This window comes from Flagellimonas sp. (genome assembly GCF_965233845.1).
Lineage (GTDB): Bacteria > Bacteroidota > Bacteroidia > Flavobacteriales > Flavobacteriaceae > Flagellimonas.
In genome coordinates, this window is the sequence record NZ_OZ247584.1 from 376799 (window position 1) to 393615 (window position 16817).

Genomic DNA, 16817 nt, shown 5'->3' on the forward strand with positions numbered 1-16817 from the left:
TGGCTTTAAGAGAAGGTATTGGGGTTTTGAGGGGGTTCTCTGGAATCAAGATTTATCTAAACCCGTTGTTTCCATCCTTTATAGGTGATGACTATTCCAAAGAGACAGAGTCCGATTCCGCTTATCCAATTGTGCTCCTTTTCATATTCATTTAGGAAAATCAACTTGCTTTTTTCTGCGTTTGTGAGCATAACAATTTCCTTTTTTCCCTCGACCAATTCGCAGAATTTGTGCCCAGTTCTTTTTATGATTTCCCTGCCGTTAAATTTCAGCGTGCAATATCCGCCACGCCTTCCTATACGATCACAATCCGCAGGTGACTTTAAAATTTCTACGGGAACCCTTCGCCCTTCTTCAGTAAGATTCATTTGGGTTCTGGCTTTGTTCATTACGATAAAGCCAATCAATACCATAAAAAGTCCACCAAGTATTAGTCCGTAATTGCCAAAAAAAAAGATAAGGGCAGAAGTGATTTTGGATTTCATTGCAATACTATTTTATTTTTTGAAGTTAAGACTAGAACTTTGTTGCACAGTTTAAATAAACCTATTTTTTCCACCCATCCATCCCATAATCCATATCGCCCCGTAGTTCCACGTCCACAATTTGGTCTCCATAGCCCATAAAATCGTTGAACAAGGCCATGTTCACTGTACAATTTTCTTTGTCCAAATGGTATACCTCCAGCCCCTGGATTCTGGATTGCCCAATGTAGAATGGCACCAAGCGATACCCTTTGAACTGTTTCTTTATTTTTTCTTCAACCGCCTCAAAATGGTTTTTAAAATCATCAATAGGGGAAACAATGACCTCCTTAACATTCTCCACTTGATAAGGCATGACCTCGTCCTCATACGACAGTTGGGTCTTTTCAATCCCATAGATCTGAAAATAGTTGCCCAACAGGCTCACCGAAAAATGGAGTTCCTTGTAATTGGAACGGTTGCCGTCCTTTTTCCAATCCAGTATCAGATATGCGCTGTAGCTGGGTGCTTGCCCATAGGTGGTTCCAAAAGTCTTTTTTTCAAGTTCTGAACCCAACTTTTTGGTAAAGGAGACCCAATTGCTTTTCCAAGTCTTTTCATCGTGAATGTTTTCCACGAGCAAACGTTCCAAGGCCTTATAACCTTCATATTCCCTATGAATCCCCTCGCCATAATTTTTTAGGATACCGATGGGATAAAATTTTTGAATGGTCTGGTAAAGGGGCCAAAAATCGTAAGCTTCGAAATCAAAGTCAAAGGTGTTGGTCATGGAGTAAACTTCATTTAGAAATGATGGTTGTTGCTAGCCAAACACCAATTAAAAGCCCAGTACCTGCAAATAAATCGGGAAAACCTAAAAAATAGATTTTTTGATGAATAATACCAACAACTAATATTTTGACAAGACTTTGGAATAAAATTATATAGCCACCAAATTGAAATAAAATAAGACTGGCTCCAGGTTTGAGAAATCTAATTTTTTTGTTCCAACTTGGCCTTTCGAATTTTCTGCCAAAGAGGCTTCCCAACTTTACTACAATTGGAATAAATAGTAATGGAAACACAAATGCTATAGTACTTACTGCGAGGGAGTGTTCCGTATACCGTTCTATATCTTTTGAAATACTTATTGATATAAATATTGAATAAAAGCAAATAATAAAGACGATTACGGCCTTTATCTTTCCTGTTCTATTCCATTTATCAAGCATAAGTTTAAAATGAGGGTGGCGCTGATTTAAGATTGGATGTTCGAATTTAGGTTTTCGCCCACAATTTTTTTGATGATCGTCTCAAAATCCTCCACTCTAATGTTCCCTTTAGTGGGAATCATGTTTTGCCATACCCAATTGTAGTGTTCAATCACTTTTTGGGCGGGCAAATGAGGTCTGTCGCCCGTGGTATGCCCGTCTGCCACCACGGTAATGTTATAATCCTTGGCCAAGGCAGATTGTACGGTGGCCTCCACACAAAAGTCGGTGGCGCAACCTGTGATCAGCAGTTCTTGGGTTCCCCAAGCCGTCAATAACTCTTGTAGATGGGATCTATAGAAGACATCATTGGCATATTTGTCCAGTAAGGTGTCTTGGGGTTCGGTTTGGAGTTCGTCCAGCAATTCCCAATCCCAGGTGTTTTTTTCAAACTCGCCTGTCCCTGTACCATCGTGCTGTACAATCACCCCGGGCCAACCCTTTTGCCGAAACAGTGCTGCCAACTTGTTGATACGAGCTACCACGCCCTCGGTATCAAAACGTGGGGTTTTGGGCGTAAAAGAGCCTTTTTGCATATCGATGACCAGAAGGGCTTTGTTGAGGTTCATGAGTTTTTACAATTTTTTAGGGATGTATTTGTTTATAAGATCCCAACTTATGCTATCCTTTTCCAATCTCACGAATCCGTTACTATGGCTCCAGTAAAATCTAGAAACACTTTCATTTTTATCAGATTCGGTTATCTGTTCAATTCCTATTACATCATTAAAGGTTCCAGCCTTAGTTATTATTGTTGTTTGGGGATAGCTCAAAATTTCCTCTGCAGATTTCTCCCAATGACTTAAATGGACATCATTAAAAAAACAATTAATCTCAAATTTGGTTGGGGTTTCAGAAGTTGAGGCAGAGATGTCAATTATTTTCCGACCCCCATCCAGCTTTTCGCTCGCATAAACTCTAAGCGATTGTTCATAGAAATCTAAGGGAGTGGGTCCGTCTGGAAAGACATTATCAAGTATTTCCGTTATAAAAAGTGAATCAATCTGACCGCTTGATGATTCGAAAATCAAAACCTGATTGACTTGATATGGATTTAATTTCCGTTCTTCTTCTGTCAAAAAAATCTTTTTTCCACAACCCAATACCAAAACAAGAAATAACAGGTAGCACTTTTTCATTCTTTAAGAAGTAAACTAGCTTTTTTGGCAATTTGAAAAATACAGTTTATGACCCATTTTTTGATAAAATTTAGAACTATTCTATCTTCTCCATCTCCACCCAAAACGGCATTATATGTTTGCCATCAATAGCATAGTGGGCCAGTAGGTCACAGTCCATTTGGGGAAGGTACACGTTTTTTAGTTCCAACACATCCACGTTATCTTGGGTGTTCGCTTGCTGTTTTACCAGAGTGTTGGCTTCCAAATAGAGTCGGCCACCGGCTTTTACAGGCTTTACAAACTTCATACGTATGTTGTAATGGCCTTCTGCTATGCTCACCTTCCAAGTTCCATAAATTTCTTCTTGGTTCCAGATACCACGTTCCCCTCCGGCATCGTTCCGGTTCAGGAAAATGGGATTTTCCGCTTTGCTCCCCACAACAATTCGGGGTTGGTTTACCAAATTTTCAGAAGTGATGAGTTCATTGTACAGTTCATCCAACTCCGTTTTAAGAGCTGTGGCTTTTGTTTTGTCTTTCAAAACCAAGTTGTTTTGCTCATAAGGGTCGGTTTTGAGATTAAAGAGCTCAAAATCTTCCAGTTTTGCATTGTAATTCGTCTTTCCCACCAATTTGTAGCCATCTTTTTGCAGAGCCATGTTGTAGTAGGGTTCGGGATAACGGCGCGTCCAGTAGAAAAATAGGGAACGGTCTGCCCAGTCCACATTTTTGCCCTGAATCTGGGGCAACAGGCTTTTGCCATCTAGTTGCCGGTCTTGTGGCAAGTCCACTTTACACAGTTCAGCTAAGGTCGGTAGCACATCAATATGGGCGCTCATGGTCTCAATGTCCTTGTTTTGGGCGAATGCCGCTGGATATTTTACATAAAAGGGTACCCGCACTCCACCTTGATATACATTGCCCTTTCGGCCTCGCATCCCTGCCACATAACGACGCTGCTGCGGGCCATTGTCCGTCATAAAAATCACAAGGGTATTTTTGGAGATCTTTAGCTCGTCCAATTTTTTGAAGAGCTTGCCCAGATTATCGTCAATATTGGTGACCATGGCATAAATCTTTCGGGCGTCTTCCTTATCCTTTTCGCTCATTTCAGGGAAAGGGCGGTTGTCTCCGTCAAAACCAGAGGATGGGTCAATGTCCTTGTACTTTTGGTAATATTCATCGGGTACCTGCAGGGGGGTATGCGGTGCATTAAAGGAGAGATAGCAAAAGAAGGGCGATGCCTTGTTGTTCTCAATAAATTGGATGGCCTGATCCGTGAAAATATCCGAACAGTAGCCCTCATAGGCCTCTTGTTGGTTGTTGTGCCAAAGCACGGGATCAAAATAGCTGGTATCTCCCTTAAAATAGGTGGTAATGTCGCCCACCTGTCCCATACCTCCGGAAAGGTGGATCACGGACTCGTCAAAACCTTGGTCGCTGGGTCGGCTGGGGTGGTTGTCGCCCAAATGCCATTTGCCAAATACGCCGGTGGTATAACCACCCTGTTTGAGCATTTCGGCAATGGTCACCTCGTTGGAGGCCATGATGGCACCGCCATTGTAGGTGTCGCGCACGCCTGTACGCAAAGAGTAGCGACCTGTCATAAGGCTAGAGCGGGTGGGCGCACATACGGGAGAGACGTAAAAATTATTGAAACGGACACTTTCGGTTGCCAATTGGTCAATGACTGGGGTCTGCACATGGGGGTTCCCGGTAATGCCCAAATCCCCGTAACCTTGATCATCGGTAATGATCACAATTACGTTGGGTCGTTCTTGGTTTTGGGCAAATAGGGGTACAATGAAAAAGGACCAGCAGCAGAATACCAGTCCAAGTATTTTTTTAAAGTTGATTTTCATTTTTAAAGGTTGGTTTGGATGGTACTTGCTTTTATGTGATGCCGTGCTTTTGCTACACCGCCACAACACCTTTGATGTGGGGATGGGGGTCGTAGTTCAGCAGTTCAAAATCCTCAAAGGTAAAATCGAAGATATTTTTGACCGCTGGGTTCAATTTCATGGTGGGTAAAGGCCTTGGTTCGCGGCTTAGTTGCAGTTCCACTTGATCACGATGGTTGTTGTAGATATGCGCATCCCCGAAAGTGTGGATAAAATCACCGGGTTCATAACCGCAAACTTGGGCCATCATCATGGTAAACAAGGCATAGGAGGCAATGTTAAAGGGTACACCCAAAAAGATATCGGCACTACGTTGATACAATTGGCAGGACAATTTCCCATTTGCCACATAAAACTGGAAAAAAGCATGACAGGGGGGAAGGGCAGCCTTGCCATTGGCCACATTCTCACTAAACGAAATGGAGGTATCCGGCAAAACGCTGGGATTCCAAGCCGAAACCAACATCCTGCGGCTGTTCGGGTTGGTTTTCAAGGTTTCAATGACCTCTTTTATCTGGTCGATTTCCTCGCTGTTCCAGTTGCGCCATTGGTGTCCGTAAACAGGGCCCAAGTCCCCATTATCATCCGCCCACTCGTTCCAGATACGTACCCCGTTTTCTTGAAGGTAGGCCACATTGGTATCGCCCTTTAAAAACCACAACAGTTCATGGATAATGGATTTTAGGTGCAATTTTTTGGTGGTGACCATAGGGAAGCCTTCGGAAAGGTCAAACCGCATTTGATAGCCAAAAACACTGGCGGTTCCTGTTCCTGTGCGGTCTCCTTTGGCATTTCCTTCGGTAAGTACGTGTTTGAGTAAGTCGTGGTATTGTTTCATGCTACATGCTGCTAATTCGTCATTTCGAGTGTCCCGAAGCTTTGCTAGGGACGTTTCGAGAAATCTCTGTTGGGAAAGCCTTGTTTTCGATAGATCCCGAATACGATTCGGAACACTCAAACCGACGGCTTTCTTTTAACCCAACTAATTTACTTCAAGTCTTAGGTCTAATAAAGTTAATGAAGTTGGACTTATAAAGATTTTATTAACGTCATTTCGAGTGGTTTCAGCTTGCTGAAATTATATCGAGAAATGGTTGTGGGAAGGCCTTGTTTTCGATATATCCCGAAGCGGGTTCGGGAACACTCAAACTGACGGCTTTTGCCCTTTTACCCCAAGATCATCCCAGCAATAGTAGCCGAAAGTAGAGAGGCCAAAGAACCGCCCAATACTGCTCGCATCCCAAATTCGGAAAGGGTTTTGCGTTGACCTGGTGCCAAGGAGCCGATACCCCCAATTTGGATACCGATAGAAGCAAAATTGGCAAATCCGCAGAGCATATAAGTGGCCATGATTACGGATTTATTATAGGTAAAGTGAAGGTTGTTGGTCATGGTCTTTAATTCTGCAAGTTGGATATAGCCAACAAACTCACTAGCGGCCAATTTGATACCCAAAAGTTGCCCCATAAGCATAATGTCCTCGTTAGCAACACCAATCAGCCACATAAGGGGAGCGAATATGGTTCCTAAAATGGCTTCCAAAGAGAAGCTATCATAAGGCGAGTTCGCTGCAATCCAATTATTGAAGGTGGTGAGGTCACCAATCCAGCCTAAAATACCATTGATCATGGCAATAAATGCCACAAAGACCAGTAACATGGCTCCAACGTTCATGGCTAGTTTCAAACCTTCTGTGGTGCCGTTGGAAATGGCGTCCAAAATGTTGGCTCCAATTTTTTCCGAGGAAACGTGTACATCTGTATTGACCTTCTCCGTTTGGGGGTACAAAATTTTAGAAACTACAATGGCGCCTGGTGCAGCCATTACGGAAGCTGCCAAAAGGTGTTTGGCAAAAACCAATCGTAGTGCAGGATCATCTCCGCCCAAAAATCCGATGTATGCTGCCAAAACAGCGCCTGCCACGGTGGCCATTCCCCCAATCATGACGAGCAGGATTTCGGATTTGTTCATTTTTTCCAAATAGGCCTTGATGAGCAGTGGTGCTTCGGTCTGACCCAAAAAAATGTTCCCAGCTATGGAAAGACTTTCCGCTCCGGATATTCCCAAGGATTTGGATAACAACCATGCCAATGCCCGAACTACTTTTTGGATGATTCCCAAATAAAATAGCACGGAAGTCAAGGCTGAAAAGAAAATGATGGTCGGTAATACCTGAAAAGCAAATATGAACCCAAAGGTGTCCATATCCACAACCAATCCTTCGAATAAAAATTTACTCCCAACACGGGTAAAATCCAGAATGCTCACAAAGACCTGTCCAATTTTCTCAAAAACAAGTTGGATAAAGGGAACCTTTAAAACTCCGATGGCAATTAAAAGTTGTAATCCCAAGCCAATACCAACTGTTCTCCAATTAATGGCCTTACGGTTGGCACTAAAAAGGAAGGAAATTAATATCAAAACCGCCATTCCCAGAGCCCCACGCCAAAGCGTGTTGATAGAAAACCCTTGGTTGGGCACCAATTGAGGGGTTTCCTTTGGGCTAATGTCGTCAATTATGGTGGTATCAATGGCCGCATTGATAGAATCCGCAGGAAGCAAATCCTGACCCAAGGCAACGGTACTTGTAAAACATAATAGGGCAAGGAAAACCTTGATGGATTTTGGCATGCAGTGTTTTATTTTCGTTTGGAGATTTCGTCCCGAAGTTTGGCAGCCTTTTCGTAGTCTTCATTGGCCACTGCCTTGTCCAGTTCTTTATGGAGTTCTTCCAAGGTCATTTCTCGATAGCCTTGTGAAGATGCGCCGGATTCGATTTCCACAGTTTCGCCCTCTTGCAATATCTCGTCCACCACAATGCTGTCGTCCTCCTCGTTTTCCTCACTTTCCTTGGAAGAGAACTTCAAATAGATTCCAGCCTTGTCCAAAATGGTCTTGTACGTGAAAATGGGAGCGTCAAACCGAAGGGCCAATGCTATGGCATCACTGGTGCGGGCATCCACAATTTCCTCCACTTTATCGCGCTCGCAAATAATACTCGAGTAAAATACCCCATCCACCAGTTTATGGATGATGACCTGCTTGACCACAATCTCAAATCGGTCCGCAAAATTCTTGAACAAATCGTGGGTAAGGGGTCTTGGAGGTTTTATTTCCTTTTCCAACGCAATGGCTATGGACTGGGCTTCAAAGGCACCAATGACAATGGGGAGCTTTCTATCCCCTTCAACTTCATTCAAAATAAGGGCATACGCGCCATTTTGGGTTTGGCTGTAGGATATCCCCTTTATTTTCAAACGTACTAAGCTCATATATTCTTCCTAAAACGAAAAAAGGCCGTTCAAATAAGTGGCACTACCATTATCTGAACAGCCCCTTGCTAAAGGCAAATTAACAAAAATTAAGTGTTCTGGGCTTTAAATTCCTTTAATTTTTCGATGAGTTCCGGTACCACTTCAAAGGCATCTCCAACGATTCCGTAATCCGCAGCTTTAAAGAAAGGTGCCTCTGGGTCGTTGTTGATCACTACTTTGGTTTTGGAGGCGCTCACCCCTGCCAAATGCTGGATGGCTCCTGAAATACCCACGGCAATGTACAGGTTGCTGGCCACAGGCTTTCCTGTTTGTCCTACGTGCTCGCCATGCGGTCTCCAACCCAAATCGGATACAGGCTTGGAACAAGCGGTGGCTGCACCCAGTACATCGGCCAATTCCTCGATCATACCCCAATTCTCTGGGCCCTTTAACCCTCTTCCACCAGATACCACGATATCCGCGTCCGCAATGGTCGCTTTTCCAACCACTTTGTCCACTTCTACAGATTTTGCAGTGAAATCAGCATCTCCCAGCGAAGGAGTAAAATCTTCCACTGTAGCGGAAACGTTGTTTTCATGTACGCCGTAAGCGTTGTTGGATACCCCAATTAATTTGGTGTCCGAATTGATTTCTGTATGCGCGAAACCTTTATTACTGAATGCTGTTCTTTTTACCGCAAAAGGAGAGGTGCTTTCCGGAGCGGCTACCACATTGGGTACATATCCCGCATTTAGTTTTGCGGAAAGAATGGGCGCCAAAAATTTGGCATCGGCACTGGAACTTACAATAATGACTTTTGCGCCTTCTGCTTCGGCCGCTTGGGCCAACACATGGGCGTAGGCCTTGGCGTTAAAGGTATCCAAATCCCCATTGCTAACCTTTAAAACCTTGGAAACACCATAATTTCCCAAAGAGGTCTCATCTCCAGCGTTGATGGCCACTGCGGTAACGGATTCACCCATATCTTGGGCCACTTTGTAAGCGTAGGATGCAACCTCCAAAGCGTTCTTTTTAAATGCTCCCTTATCGGATTCTGTATATACTAGTACTGACATAATTTTCTGAAATTACAATAGCCAAATTCCAAATTCCAAGTTGGTGCTTGGTGCTTGGGATTTGAGATTTTATTAAATGACTTTTGCCTCGTTATGTAAAAGATTGACCAATTCGCCCACATTTCCTGCATCCACCAACTTTACGGGGCCTTTGGCAGGTGGTTTTTCAAATTTTTGGTCTTGGGTAGGCTGTGGCGCATCTACGGGTTCTACCACATTCAACGCCTTTTTCCGAGCCATCATGATTCCGCGCATATTGGGAATTCGGAGATCACTTTCGGCGACCAACCCTTTTTGTCCACCGATAACAAGTGGCAAGGAGGTACTGATAGTTTCCTTTCCGCCGTCTATTTCCCTAATGGCTGTGGCTGAGGTGCCATCCACTTCCAATCCTATACAAGTGTTTACAAAGTTCATGTCCAACAGGGTAGCCAAGATACCTGGAACCATACCTCCGTTGTAGTCGATGGATTCACGTCCCGCTATGATTAGGTCATACCCTCCATTTTTGATTACTTCGGCCAACTGACGGGCCACAAAGAAACCGTCTGTAGGTTCCGCATTGATTCTGATAGCCTCATCGGCCCCAATGGCCAATGCTTTTCTAATGGTAGGCTCGGTTTGTGCACCTCCTACAGTGGCAACATGTACCGCAGCTCCTTGTTTTTCCTTGAACCACATGGCACGGGTCAATCCAAACTCGTCATTGGGATTAATAACAAATTGAACCCCGTTTGTATCAAACTTGGTATCCCCATCCGTAAAATTGATTTTGGAAGTGGTATCCGGTACGTTGCTAATGCAAACTAAAATCTTCATATCTTGTATATGTTTATCGCTTCAAAGATAGCTATAAAAATCATAAATTTATTATGCATGCATAATAAATTTTGTACTTTTTTTTGTTTTTCCTACTTCCGTTGTTCGTTTGGATTTTGCTATTTTTGCTTGCATTTTTAAGCACACAACTAATCTTAGTAGTACTACTTAATGAAAACATTACAATTTAGGCAAGCCATAGCCGAGGCCATGTCCGAGGAAATGCGAAGGGACGATACTATTTATTTGATGGGTGAGGAGGTTGCCGAATACAACGGAGCCTACAAAGCTTCCAAGGGAATGTTGGATGAATTTGGCCCTGAACGCGTGCTGGATACCCCGATTTCGGAATTGGGATTTGCAGGTATAGGTGTAGGTTCTGCCATGATCGGGAACCGTCCTATCATAGAATTCATGACTTTCAACTTCTCCCTAGTGGGAATAGATCAAATCATAAACAATGCGGCCAAGATCAGACAGATGTCGGCCGGTCAATTTCCATGCCCTATCGTTTTTAGGGGGCCTACTGCTTCCGCAGGTCAGTTGGCGGCCACGCACTCACAAGCTTTTGAAAGCTGGTATGCCAATTGCCCAGGATTGAAAGTGGTGGTGCCATCCAACCCAGCTGATGCCAAAGGTTTGTTGAAATCCGCTATCCGTGATGATGACCCTGTGATTTTTATGGAATCCGAGCAGATGTACGGTGATAAAGGTGAAGTACCAGAAGGTGAGTATACCATTCCGTTGGGTGTTGCGGATATTAAAAGGGAAGGAACCGATGTAACCATTGTTTCCTTCGGAAAGATTATCAAAGAGGCTTATAAGGCAGCGGATGAATTGGAGAAAGAAGGCATAAGCTGTGAAATTATTGACTTGCGTACAGTAAGACCAATGGATCATGAGGCCATTCTGAATTCTGTAAAGAAGACCAACCGTTTGGTGATTTTGGAAGAAGCCTGGCCTTTTGGTAATGTTGCCACCGAAATTACGTATCAGGTTCAAGATAAGGCATTCGATTATTTGGATGCCCCAATTGTAAAGATCAACACAGCCGATACCCCGGCACCGTACTCACCGGTCTTGTTGGCCGAATGGTTGCCCAATCATAACGACGTGATCAAGGCTGTTAAGAAAGTGTTATATAAATAAGTTACATATATTTGTAGGGTATATTAGCCTCGTCGCTCCCGACCGCCGTCGGGATTGATGGGGCTTTTTTAAGGAATAGTTTTTGATAGAAAATTACTTTTAAACAAAAATGATCAAGCACTTTTGAAAAACCATCTCGGTGTGGAGTGCCTATTTATCAGAACATGAGAAGATTCCTTGTCCCTATTTTTCTTTTATCCTTTTATTCCCTTTTCTCACAAACCAAAGTCAGTGGTATTGTGGTGGATGCTGATGGTTCACCCATAGCCTTTGCCAATATTGTGTTTCCCAATTCTACAGAGGGGACCATTACCAATGACAATGGTCGTTTTTATCTGGAATCGGATAACACGTATTCGTCGGTGGAAGTATCTTTCATTGGCTATGAATCTATGGTGATTGAACTGGCCCAAAGGGTCAACTACGACATGGAGGTGGTATTGGAGGAATCCACCGAGCAATTAAAGGAAGTTATTGTATATACAGGCAAGCAATCAAAAAAAAACAATCCCGCCATTGATATCCTAAAGAAAATATGGGCCAAGAAACGGGAAAATGGAGTGCGCAAGTTCAAGCAATACCAATATGATAAGTACGAGAAAGTAGAGTTTGACCTAAACACGATCGACAGTGCCCTGATTAAAAGTAAGCTCTTTAAGGGATTGGAATTTATGTTCGAAAACCTGGATACCTCTCGGGTTACAGGGAAAACCTATCTTCCCATGTTCCTAAACGAAACCTTTTCCAAAGTTTATGGCGATAACCTTTTAGGTGAAGAAAAAGAGGATGTGCTGGGGAATAAAAGCTCTGGTTTTGATGGGCATCAATCCATTACCGCTTTTGTGGAAGACCTGTACTCCGATTATGATGTATACGAGAACTATCTGAAGTTTTTCGATAAGAGTTTTACAAGCCCGCTCTCAAAAACTGGTGTGGATACCTATAATTATGTGTTGTCGGACAGCACCTATATTGATGACAAGTGGTGTTATAACATTATTTATTACCCAAGACGAAAGAACGAGTTGACCTTTAAAGGCGATTTTTGGGTTGCGGATACCACATATGCCATCAAAAAAATAAACCTTCAGGTCACCAAGAGTGCCAATATCAACTGGGTCAAGGAAATTTATATTGAACAGGAATTTGATGTGGTCAACGATTCTGTTTTTCTGCTGAAACGGGATTATATGTTGAGCGATTTCAGTTTTTCCAAAAAGGAGAAATCCCGGGGAATTTATGGAAAGCGGACATCCGTTTATGATAATTACCAGTTTGATACCCCTAGACCTGAGGACTTTTATAAGGCTGTTTCAGACCCGTATGACCCTAGGGTATTTGCAAGGGATAGCACTTTTTGGAGCAATGCCCGTTTGGAGACGCTGAATGAGGACGAATCAGGGATTTTTAAGCTTTTGGATACCCTAAAGACTGTGCCCAAATTCCGTACTTATTATGACATAGTCAGTATTCTCGGTTCTGGCTATGTGGAGATTGACAAATGGAATATTGATATCGGCGACATTTATAGCACTTTCGGGTTCAATGACGCAGAGGGAACCCGATTAAGGGCTGGTGCACGGACTTATTTTGGCCAAAATGATACCTGGCGGTTGGAAGGTTATATGGCCTATGGCTTTACGGATAAGAAGTTCAAACATGGACTTTCCGCCAAGTTTTTGTTGGATAGAAAGTCACGATTGATTTTGTCCGGTGGTCATCGTAGGGATATAGAACAGTTGGGATTGAGCCTAACCAGTACCAACGATGTTTTGGGCAGAAGTATAGCCTCGTCCTCCCTGGTCACCGTTGGGAACAATAATAGATTGACCAATATTGACCTCGCCACGGTCAATGTGGAACTGGAGCCCGCGAAGAACTTTAGGGTTCGGTTTGGGAGTTCCATGCGTACCCTAAACTCTGCTTTGCCAGATGATTTTAACTTGGATTATATAGATCCTGAAGCTCCTGGAGGAGTTTCATCAGAAGTCAAACAATTTGATATCAACACCACCTTGATCTATACCCCGGGAAGACGGATCATTGGATATGGGGTGGAGCCTGTTTCGGTGAACGATGATTACAGTACCATTCTTCTCAACTATACCAAAGGTATTAGTGGATTTTTGGAAAGTGATTTCGATTACGAACGGATTCAATTCTCCTACCGCCAACCTTGGCAAATAGGGGGTTTTGGAAGGTTGACCAGTAGTGTGGAACTAGGGAAAACATTTGGGGAGGTGCCTTTAAGCTTGCTCAGTGTAGTACCGGGCAACCAGACCTTGTTTTCTTTGTACAATACCTTTCCTAACCTCGATTTTTATGAATTCGTGACGGATACCTATGCCACGCTTCATCTGGAGCATAACTTTAATGGGCGTTTGTTCTCAAGAATACCAGTACTTAGAAATTGGAATCTTCGTGAAATTGTTGGGTTACGAGGAGCTTGGGGACAACTTTCAGACGAAAACCGGGCCTTGAGTGCACCGGCCAATATTCCTTTAATGGCACCTGAAGATCAGATTTATTGGGAATACTCCTTTGGGATTGGAAATATCTTTAAAATCTTCAGGATTGATTTCAATTTCCGTGGCAATTACCTCGATAATCCGGATGCACGGCGCTTTGGGGTTACCGGAACCTTCGGATTTAACTTTTAATCAACATAATCAGTGCGATTTGTTGACGCAAATCTTGGGTTTGTGGCTATTTTTGCAAAAAATTAAATAACACGTTCATGGCGAAAAACGCAGAAGTTACCTTTGATGTACTGATAGAAATCCCAAAAGGAAGTCGTAACAAATACGAATACGATTTTGCCCTCCATAAAATCCGATTTGATAGAACCCTTTTCTCATCCATGATGTATCCTGGTGATTATGGATTTGTTCCTGAAACCTTGGCTTTGGACAAAGACCCCTTGGATATTCTGGTATTGGGAACCGAACCTACCTATCCCATGGTAGTAATGGAAGTTAAACCTATTGGGGTTTTCCATATGACCGATGAAAAAGGTCCGGATGAAAAAATTATCTGTGTTCCGGTAAATGACCCCGTTTGGAACAAAAAGAACAACATCACAGATATAAACCCTCACCGCCAACAGGAAATTGAGCACTTTTTTGCCGTATATAAAGACCTTGAGGAAAAGAAGGTGGACACAGGCGGATGGGGAGATGCCAAGGAAGCCGTTGAAATCTATCACCAATGCGTGAAACGTTACGAGGAAAGCGAACATAAAAAGAAACGCACCTTTACCATTTAGATAAAATTTGGACAAGATTTATGCGCTATTGACCGTCAATGGCGCATTTTTTTTATTAGTCTGTATTTTACTACTTTTGCTGCCACTTAAAAACTCATAAATAACTACATAATTATGGAACTAATCGTAAAATTTCTGCCCGCATTCGGTGTTTTGGGCTTGTTGTACGTATTGATTAAAAACGTATGGGTCTCAAAACAAGAAGTAGGAGATGATAAAATGGCGAGGATCGCCAAAAATATAGCCGATGGGGCAATGTCATTTTTAAAGGCAGAATACAAAATACTCAGCATATTCGTGGTCACCGTTGCCGTACTTCTTTATTTTAAAGGGAGTAATGAGGCGGGTTCCAATGGCATGGTGGCCGTATCCTTTATTGTAGGGGCCATTTGTTCAGCTTTGGCTGGTTTTATCGGGATGAAGGTTGCCACAAAAGCCAATGTTAGAACAACCAATGCTGCAAGAACTTCTTTGGGGAAAGCACTAGAGGTTGCTTTTGCCGGTGGTGCTGTAATGGGGCTTGGTGTTGTAGGATTGGGCGTACTTGGTTTGAGTGGCCTTTTCATGGTATATAGCGGACAAGGATGGGCGCTTGGCGAAGTACTCAATGTACTTTCCGGTTTCTCTTTGGGTGCTTCTTCCATTGCACTTTTTGCCCGTGTAGGTGGTGGTATTTATACCAAAGCTGCTGACGTAGGCGCTGACTTGGTAGGTAAAGTTGAGGCTGGTATTCCCGAAGATCACCCATTGAACCCTGCAACTATTGCGGATAATGTTGGTGACAACGTAGGAGATGTTGCCGGTATGGGTGCAGACCTTTTTGAATCTTACGTAGGATCCATTATTGGTACCATGGTTTTGGGAGCCATTATTGTTACGCCCGGTTTTGATGGACTTGGTGCCGTTTATTTGCCCTTGGCCTTGGCCGCGGTTGGTATTGTGATGTCGATCATTGGTACTTTCTTTGTTCGTGTTAAGGACGGAGGTAACCCACAAACCGCTTTGAACATTGGTGAATTTGGTTCTGCTGCCTTGATGTTGGTAGCTTCCTACTTTTTGATCAAGGCCTTTATTCCAGAATCCATTGAAGGGCTTCCATTTGGAGCTATGGGTGTTTTCTGGGCCACAATTTCCGGTTTGGTTGCCGGTTTGTTGGTAGGAAAGGTTACTGAATATTATACGGGAACGGGTACTAAACCTGTTAACTCCATTGTTCGTCAGTCCGAAACAGGCTCTGCTACCAACATTATTGCAGGATTGGGTGTTGGAATGATGTCTACTATGATACCTATTATCTTGATTGCAGCAGCCATCATTGTATCTCACCACTTTGCTGGATTGTACGGAATTGCTATTGCTGCTGTGGGGATGCTGGCCAATACAGGGATCCAATTGGCGGTTGATGCTTATGGACCAATTTCTGATAATGCCGGTGGTATTGCCGAAATGGCCGAATTGCCAAGTGAAGTACGTGAAAGAACCGATAAGTTGGATGCTGTAGGTAACACCACTGCGGCTATTGGTAAAGGATTTGCGATTGCTTCTGCCGCCTTGACGGCTTTGGCACTTTTTGCGGCCTTTATGCAAACTGCAGGTATCCAATCCATCGACGTTTCCCAACCAAAGATTATGGCCGGTCTGTTGATCGGGGGAATGCTTCCATTCGTTTTCTCCGCCCTATCCATGAATGCTGTTGGTAGAGCTGCTATGGCAATGATAGAGGAAGTTAGGCGTCAGTTTAGGGATATCCCTCAATTGAAAGCTGCTTTGGAAGTAATGGTGAAATACGATTCTGATATTTCCAAAGCTTCCGAAGAAGATAGAAAGATATTTGATGCTGCAGATGGTGTAGCGGAATACGATAAGTGTGTTGAAATTTCCACCACAGCTTCCATTAAGGAAATGGTATTGCCAGGTCTATTGGCCATCGCTGTACCTGTTGCTGTTGGATTCTTGGGTGGTGCCAACATGTTGGGTGGTTTGTTAGCTGGTGTAACCACTGCAGGTGTGTTGATGGCTATTTTCCAATCCAATGCAGGCGGTGCTTGGGATAACGCCAAGAAAACCATAGAAAGTGAAGGACGCAAAGGTTCCGATGCCCATAAAGCTGCGGTTGTAGGTGATACGGTTGGAGATCCATTCAAGGATACTTCTGGGCCTTCCTTGAACATCTTGTTGAAGTTGATGTCCGTTGTGGCCTTGGTTATTGCTCCTAGCTTGGTTAGCTTGTCTTCTGATGAGGTGAGCATGCTTAAGGAAGATGGAACTACTATTTCCATTACTGAGGATGGAATCAAGGAAACCATTCCTGTAGAAAAACAAATCAAGGTGGAAATGAGCAACACCGCTGAAGGAGAATTTAAAGCTGTGGTTACTTCCACTTATGAGGTTGCTGGAGAGCAAAAAGAAGAAGTAGAAGAGTTTGTTGCAGCTACCAAGGAAGAAGTTCAAAAATTGGTGGACGACTACAAAACAGCAAGTAAAGGATAAACCTTTTA

Annotated in this window: 15 protein-coding genes; 4 read left to right on the forward strand and 11 right to left on the reverse strand. The window is 43.3% G+C overall.

Going from position 1 to position 16817, the window contains the following annotated elements; genetic code table 11:
* Window positions 1-56 precede the first annotated feature (56 nt).
* From ACO6S0_RS01640 to ACO6S0_RS01690, 11 genes are all read right to left on the reverse strand, one after another.
* A complete protein-coding gene (locus tag ACO6S0_RS01640; protein ID WP_422350307.1) occupies window positions 57-485 on the reverse strand; it encodes a hypothetical protein in 429 nt (142 codons plus the stop codon).
* Window positions 486-546: 61 nt separating this feature from the next.
* Complete coding sequence (locus ACO6S0_RS01645; RefSeq protein ID WP_422350308.1) at window positions 547-1254, reverse strand: hypothetical protein; 708 nt, start codon at window positions 1252-1254, stop codon at window positions 547-549.
* Window positions 1255-1264: 10 nt separating this feature from the next.
* Window positions 1265-1696 (reverse strand): hypothetical protein, encoded by a 432-nt coding sequence (locus ACO6S0_RS01650; protein ID WP_422350309.1) that lies wholly within the window; start codon window positions 1694-1696, stop codon window positions 1265-1267.
* Between the two features lie 26 nt (window positions 1697-1722).
* Window positions 1723-2304: a cysteine hydrolase family protein gene (locus tag ACO6S0_RS01655; RefSeq protein ID WP_422350310.1), complete on the reverse strand. Its 582-nt coding sequence runs from the start codon at window positions 2302-2304 to the stop codon at window positions 1723-1725.
* A gap of 6 nt (window positions 2305-2310) precedes the next feature.
* Window positions 2311-2814 (reverse strand): hypothetical protein, encoded by a 504-nt coding sequence (locus tag ACO6S0_RS01660; RefSeq protein WP_422350311.1) that lies wholly within the window; start codon window positions 2812-2814, stop codon window positions 2311-2313.
* 136 nt (window positions 2815-2950) lie between these two features.
* Window positions 2951-4717: an arylsulfatase gene (locus ACO6S0_RS01665; RefSeq protein ID WP_422350312.1), complete on the reverse strand. Its 1767-nt coding sequence runs from the start codon at window positions 4715-4717 to the stop codon at window positions 2951-2953.
* Between the two features lie 52 nt (window positions 4718-4769).
* On the reverse strand, window positions 4770-5594 hold the full coding sequence (locus tag ACO6S0_RS01670) for a thymidylate synthase (RefSeq protein WP_422350313.1): 825 nt from the start codon (window positions 5592-5594) through the stop codon (window positions 4770-4772).
* Between the two features lie 329 nt (window positions 5595-5923).
* Window positions 5924-7387 (reverse strand): NupC/NupG family nucleoside CNT transporter, encoded by a 1464-nt coding sequence (locus ACO6S0_RS01675; protein WP_422350314.1) that lies wholly within the window; start codon window positions 7385-7387, stop codon window positions 5924-5926.
* 8 nt (window positions 7388-7395) lie between these two features.
* Window positions 7396-8028: a bifunctional nuclease domain-containing protein gene (locus tag ACO6S0_RS01680; protein WP_420398745.1), complete on the reverse strand. Its 633-nt coding sequence runs from the start codon at window positions 8026-8028 to the stop codon at window positions 7396-7398.
* An 89-nt stretch (window positions 8029-8117) separates the two neighbouring features.
* Entirely contained in the window at window positions 8118-9086 is a 969-nt protein-coding gene (locus tag ACO6S0_RS01685) for an electron transfer flavoprotein subunit alpha/FixB family protein (protein WP_422350315.1), read from the reverse strand.
* A gap of 72 nt (window positions 9087-9158) precedes the next feature.
* Entirely contained in the window at window positions 9159-9905 is a 747-nt protein-coding gene (locus ACO6S0_RS01690) for an electron transfer flavoprotein subunit beta/FixA family protein (RefSeq protein ID WP_422350316.1), read from the reverse strand.
* Between the two features lie 171 nt (window positions 9906-10076).
* On the opposite strand from ACO6S0_RS01690, the gene ACO6S0_RS01695 reads away from it, so the two are divergent.
* The 4 genes from ACO6S0_RS01695 to ACO6S0_RS01710 all read left to right on the forward strand — a co-directional run bounded on the left by ACO6S0_RS01695 (window position 10077) and on the right by ACO6S0_RS01710 (window position 16809).
* On the forward strand, window positions 10077-11054 hold the full coding sequence (locus tag ACO6S0_RS01695) for a pyruvate dehydrogenase complex E1 component subunit beta (protein WP_422350317.1): 978 nt from the start codon (window positions 10077-10079) through the stop codon (window positions 11052-11054).
* Window positions 11055-11218: 164 nt separating this feature from the next.
* The gene (locus ACO6S0_RS01700; RefSeq protein WP_422350318.1) at window positions 11219-13714 is read left to right on the forward strand and encodes a DUF5686 family protein; all 2496 of its coding nucleotides are present in this window, start codon (window positions 11219-11221) and stop codon (window positions 13712-13714) included.
* 77 nt (window positions 13715-13791) lie between these two features.
* Window positions 13792-14319, forward strand: a complete 528-nt coding sequence (locus ACO6S0_RS01705) for an inorganic diphosphatase (RefSeq protein WP_422350319.1) — start codon at window positions 13792-13794, stop codon at window positions 14317-14319.
* 114 nt (window positions 14320-14433) lie between these two features.
* Window positions 14434-16809, forward strand: coding sequence for a sodium-translocating pyrophosphatase (locus ACO6S0_RS01710; protein ID WP_422350320.1), 2376 nt, complete (start codon window positions 14434-14436; stop codon window positions 16807-16809).
* The last annotated feature ends 8 nt before the right edge of the window (window positions 16810-16817 follow it).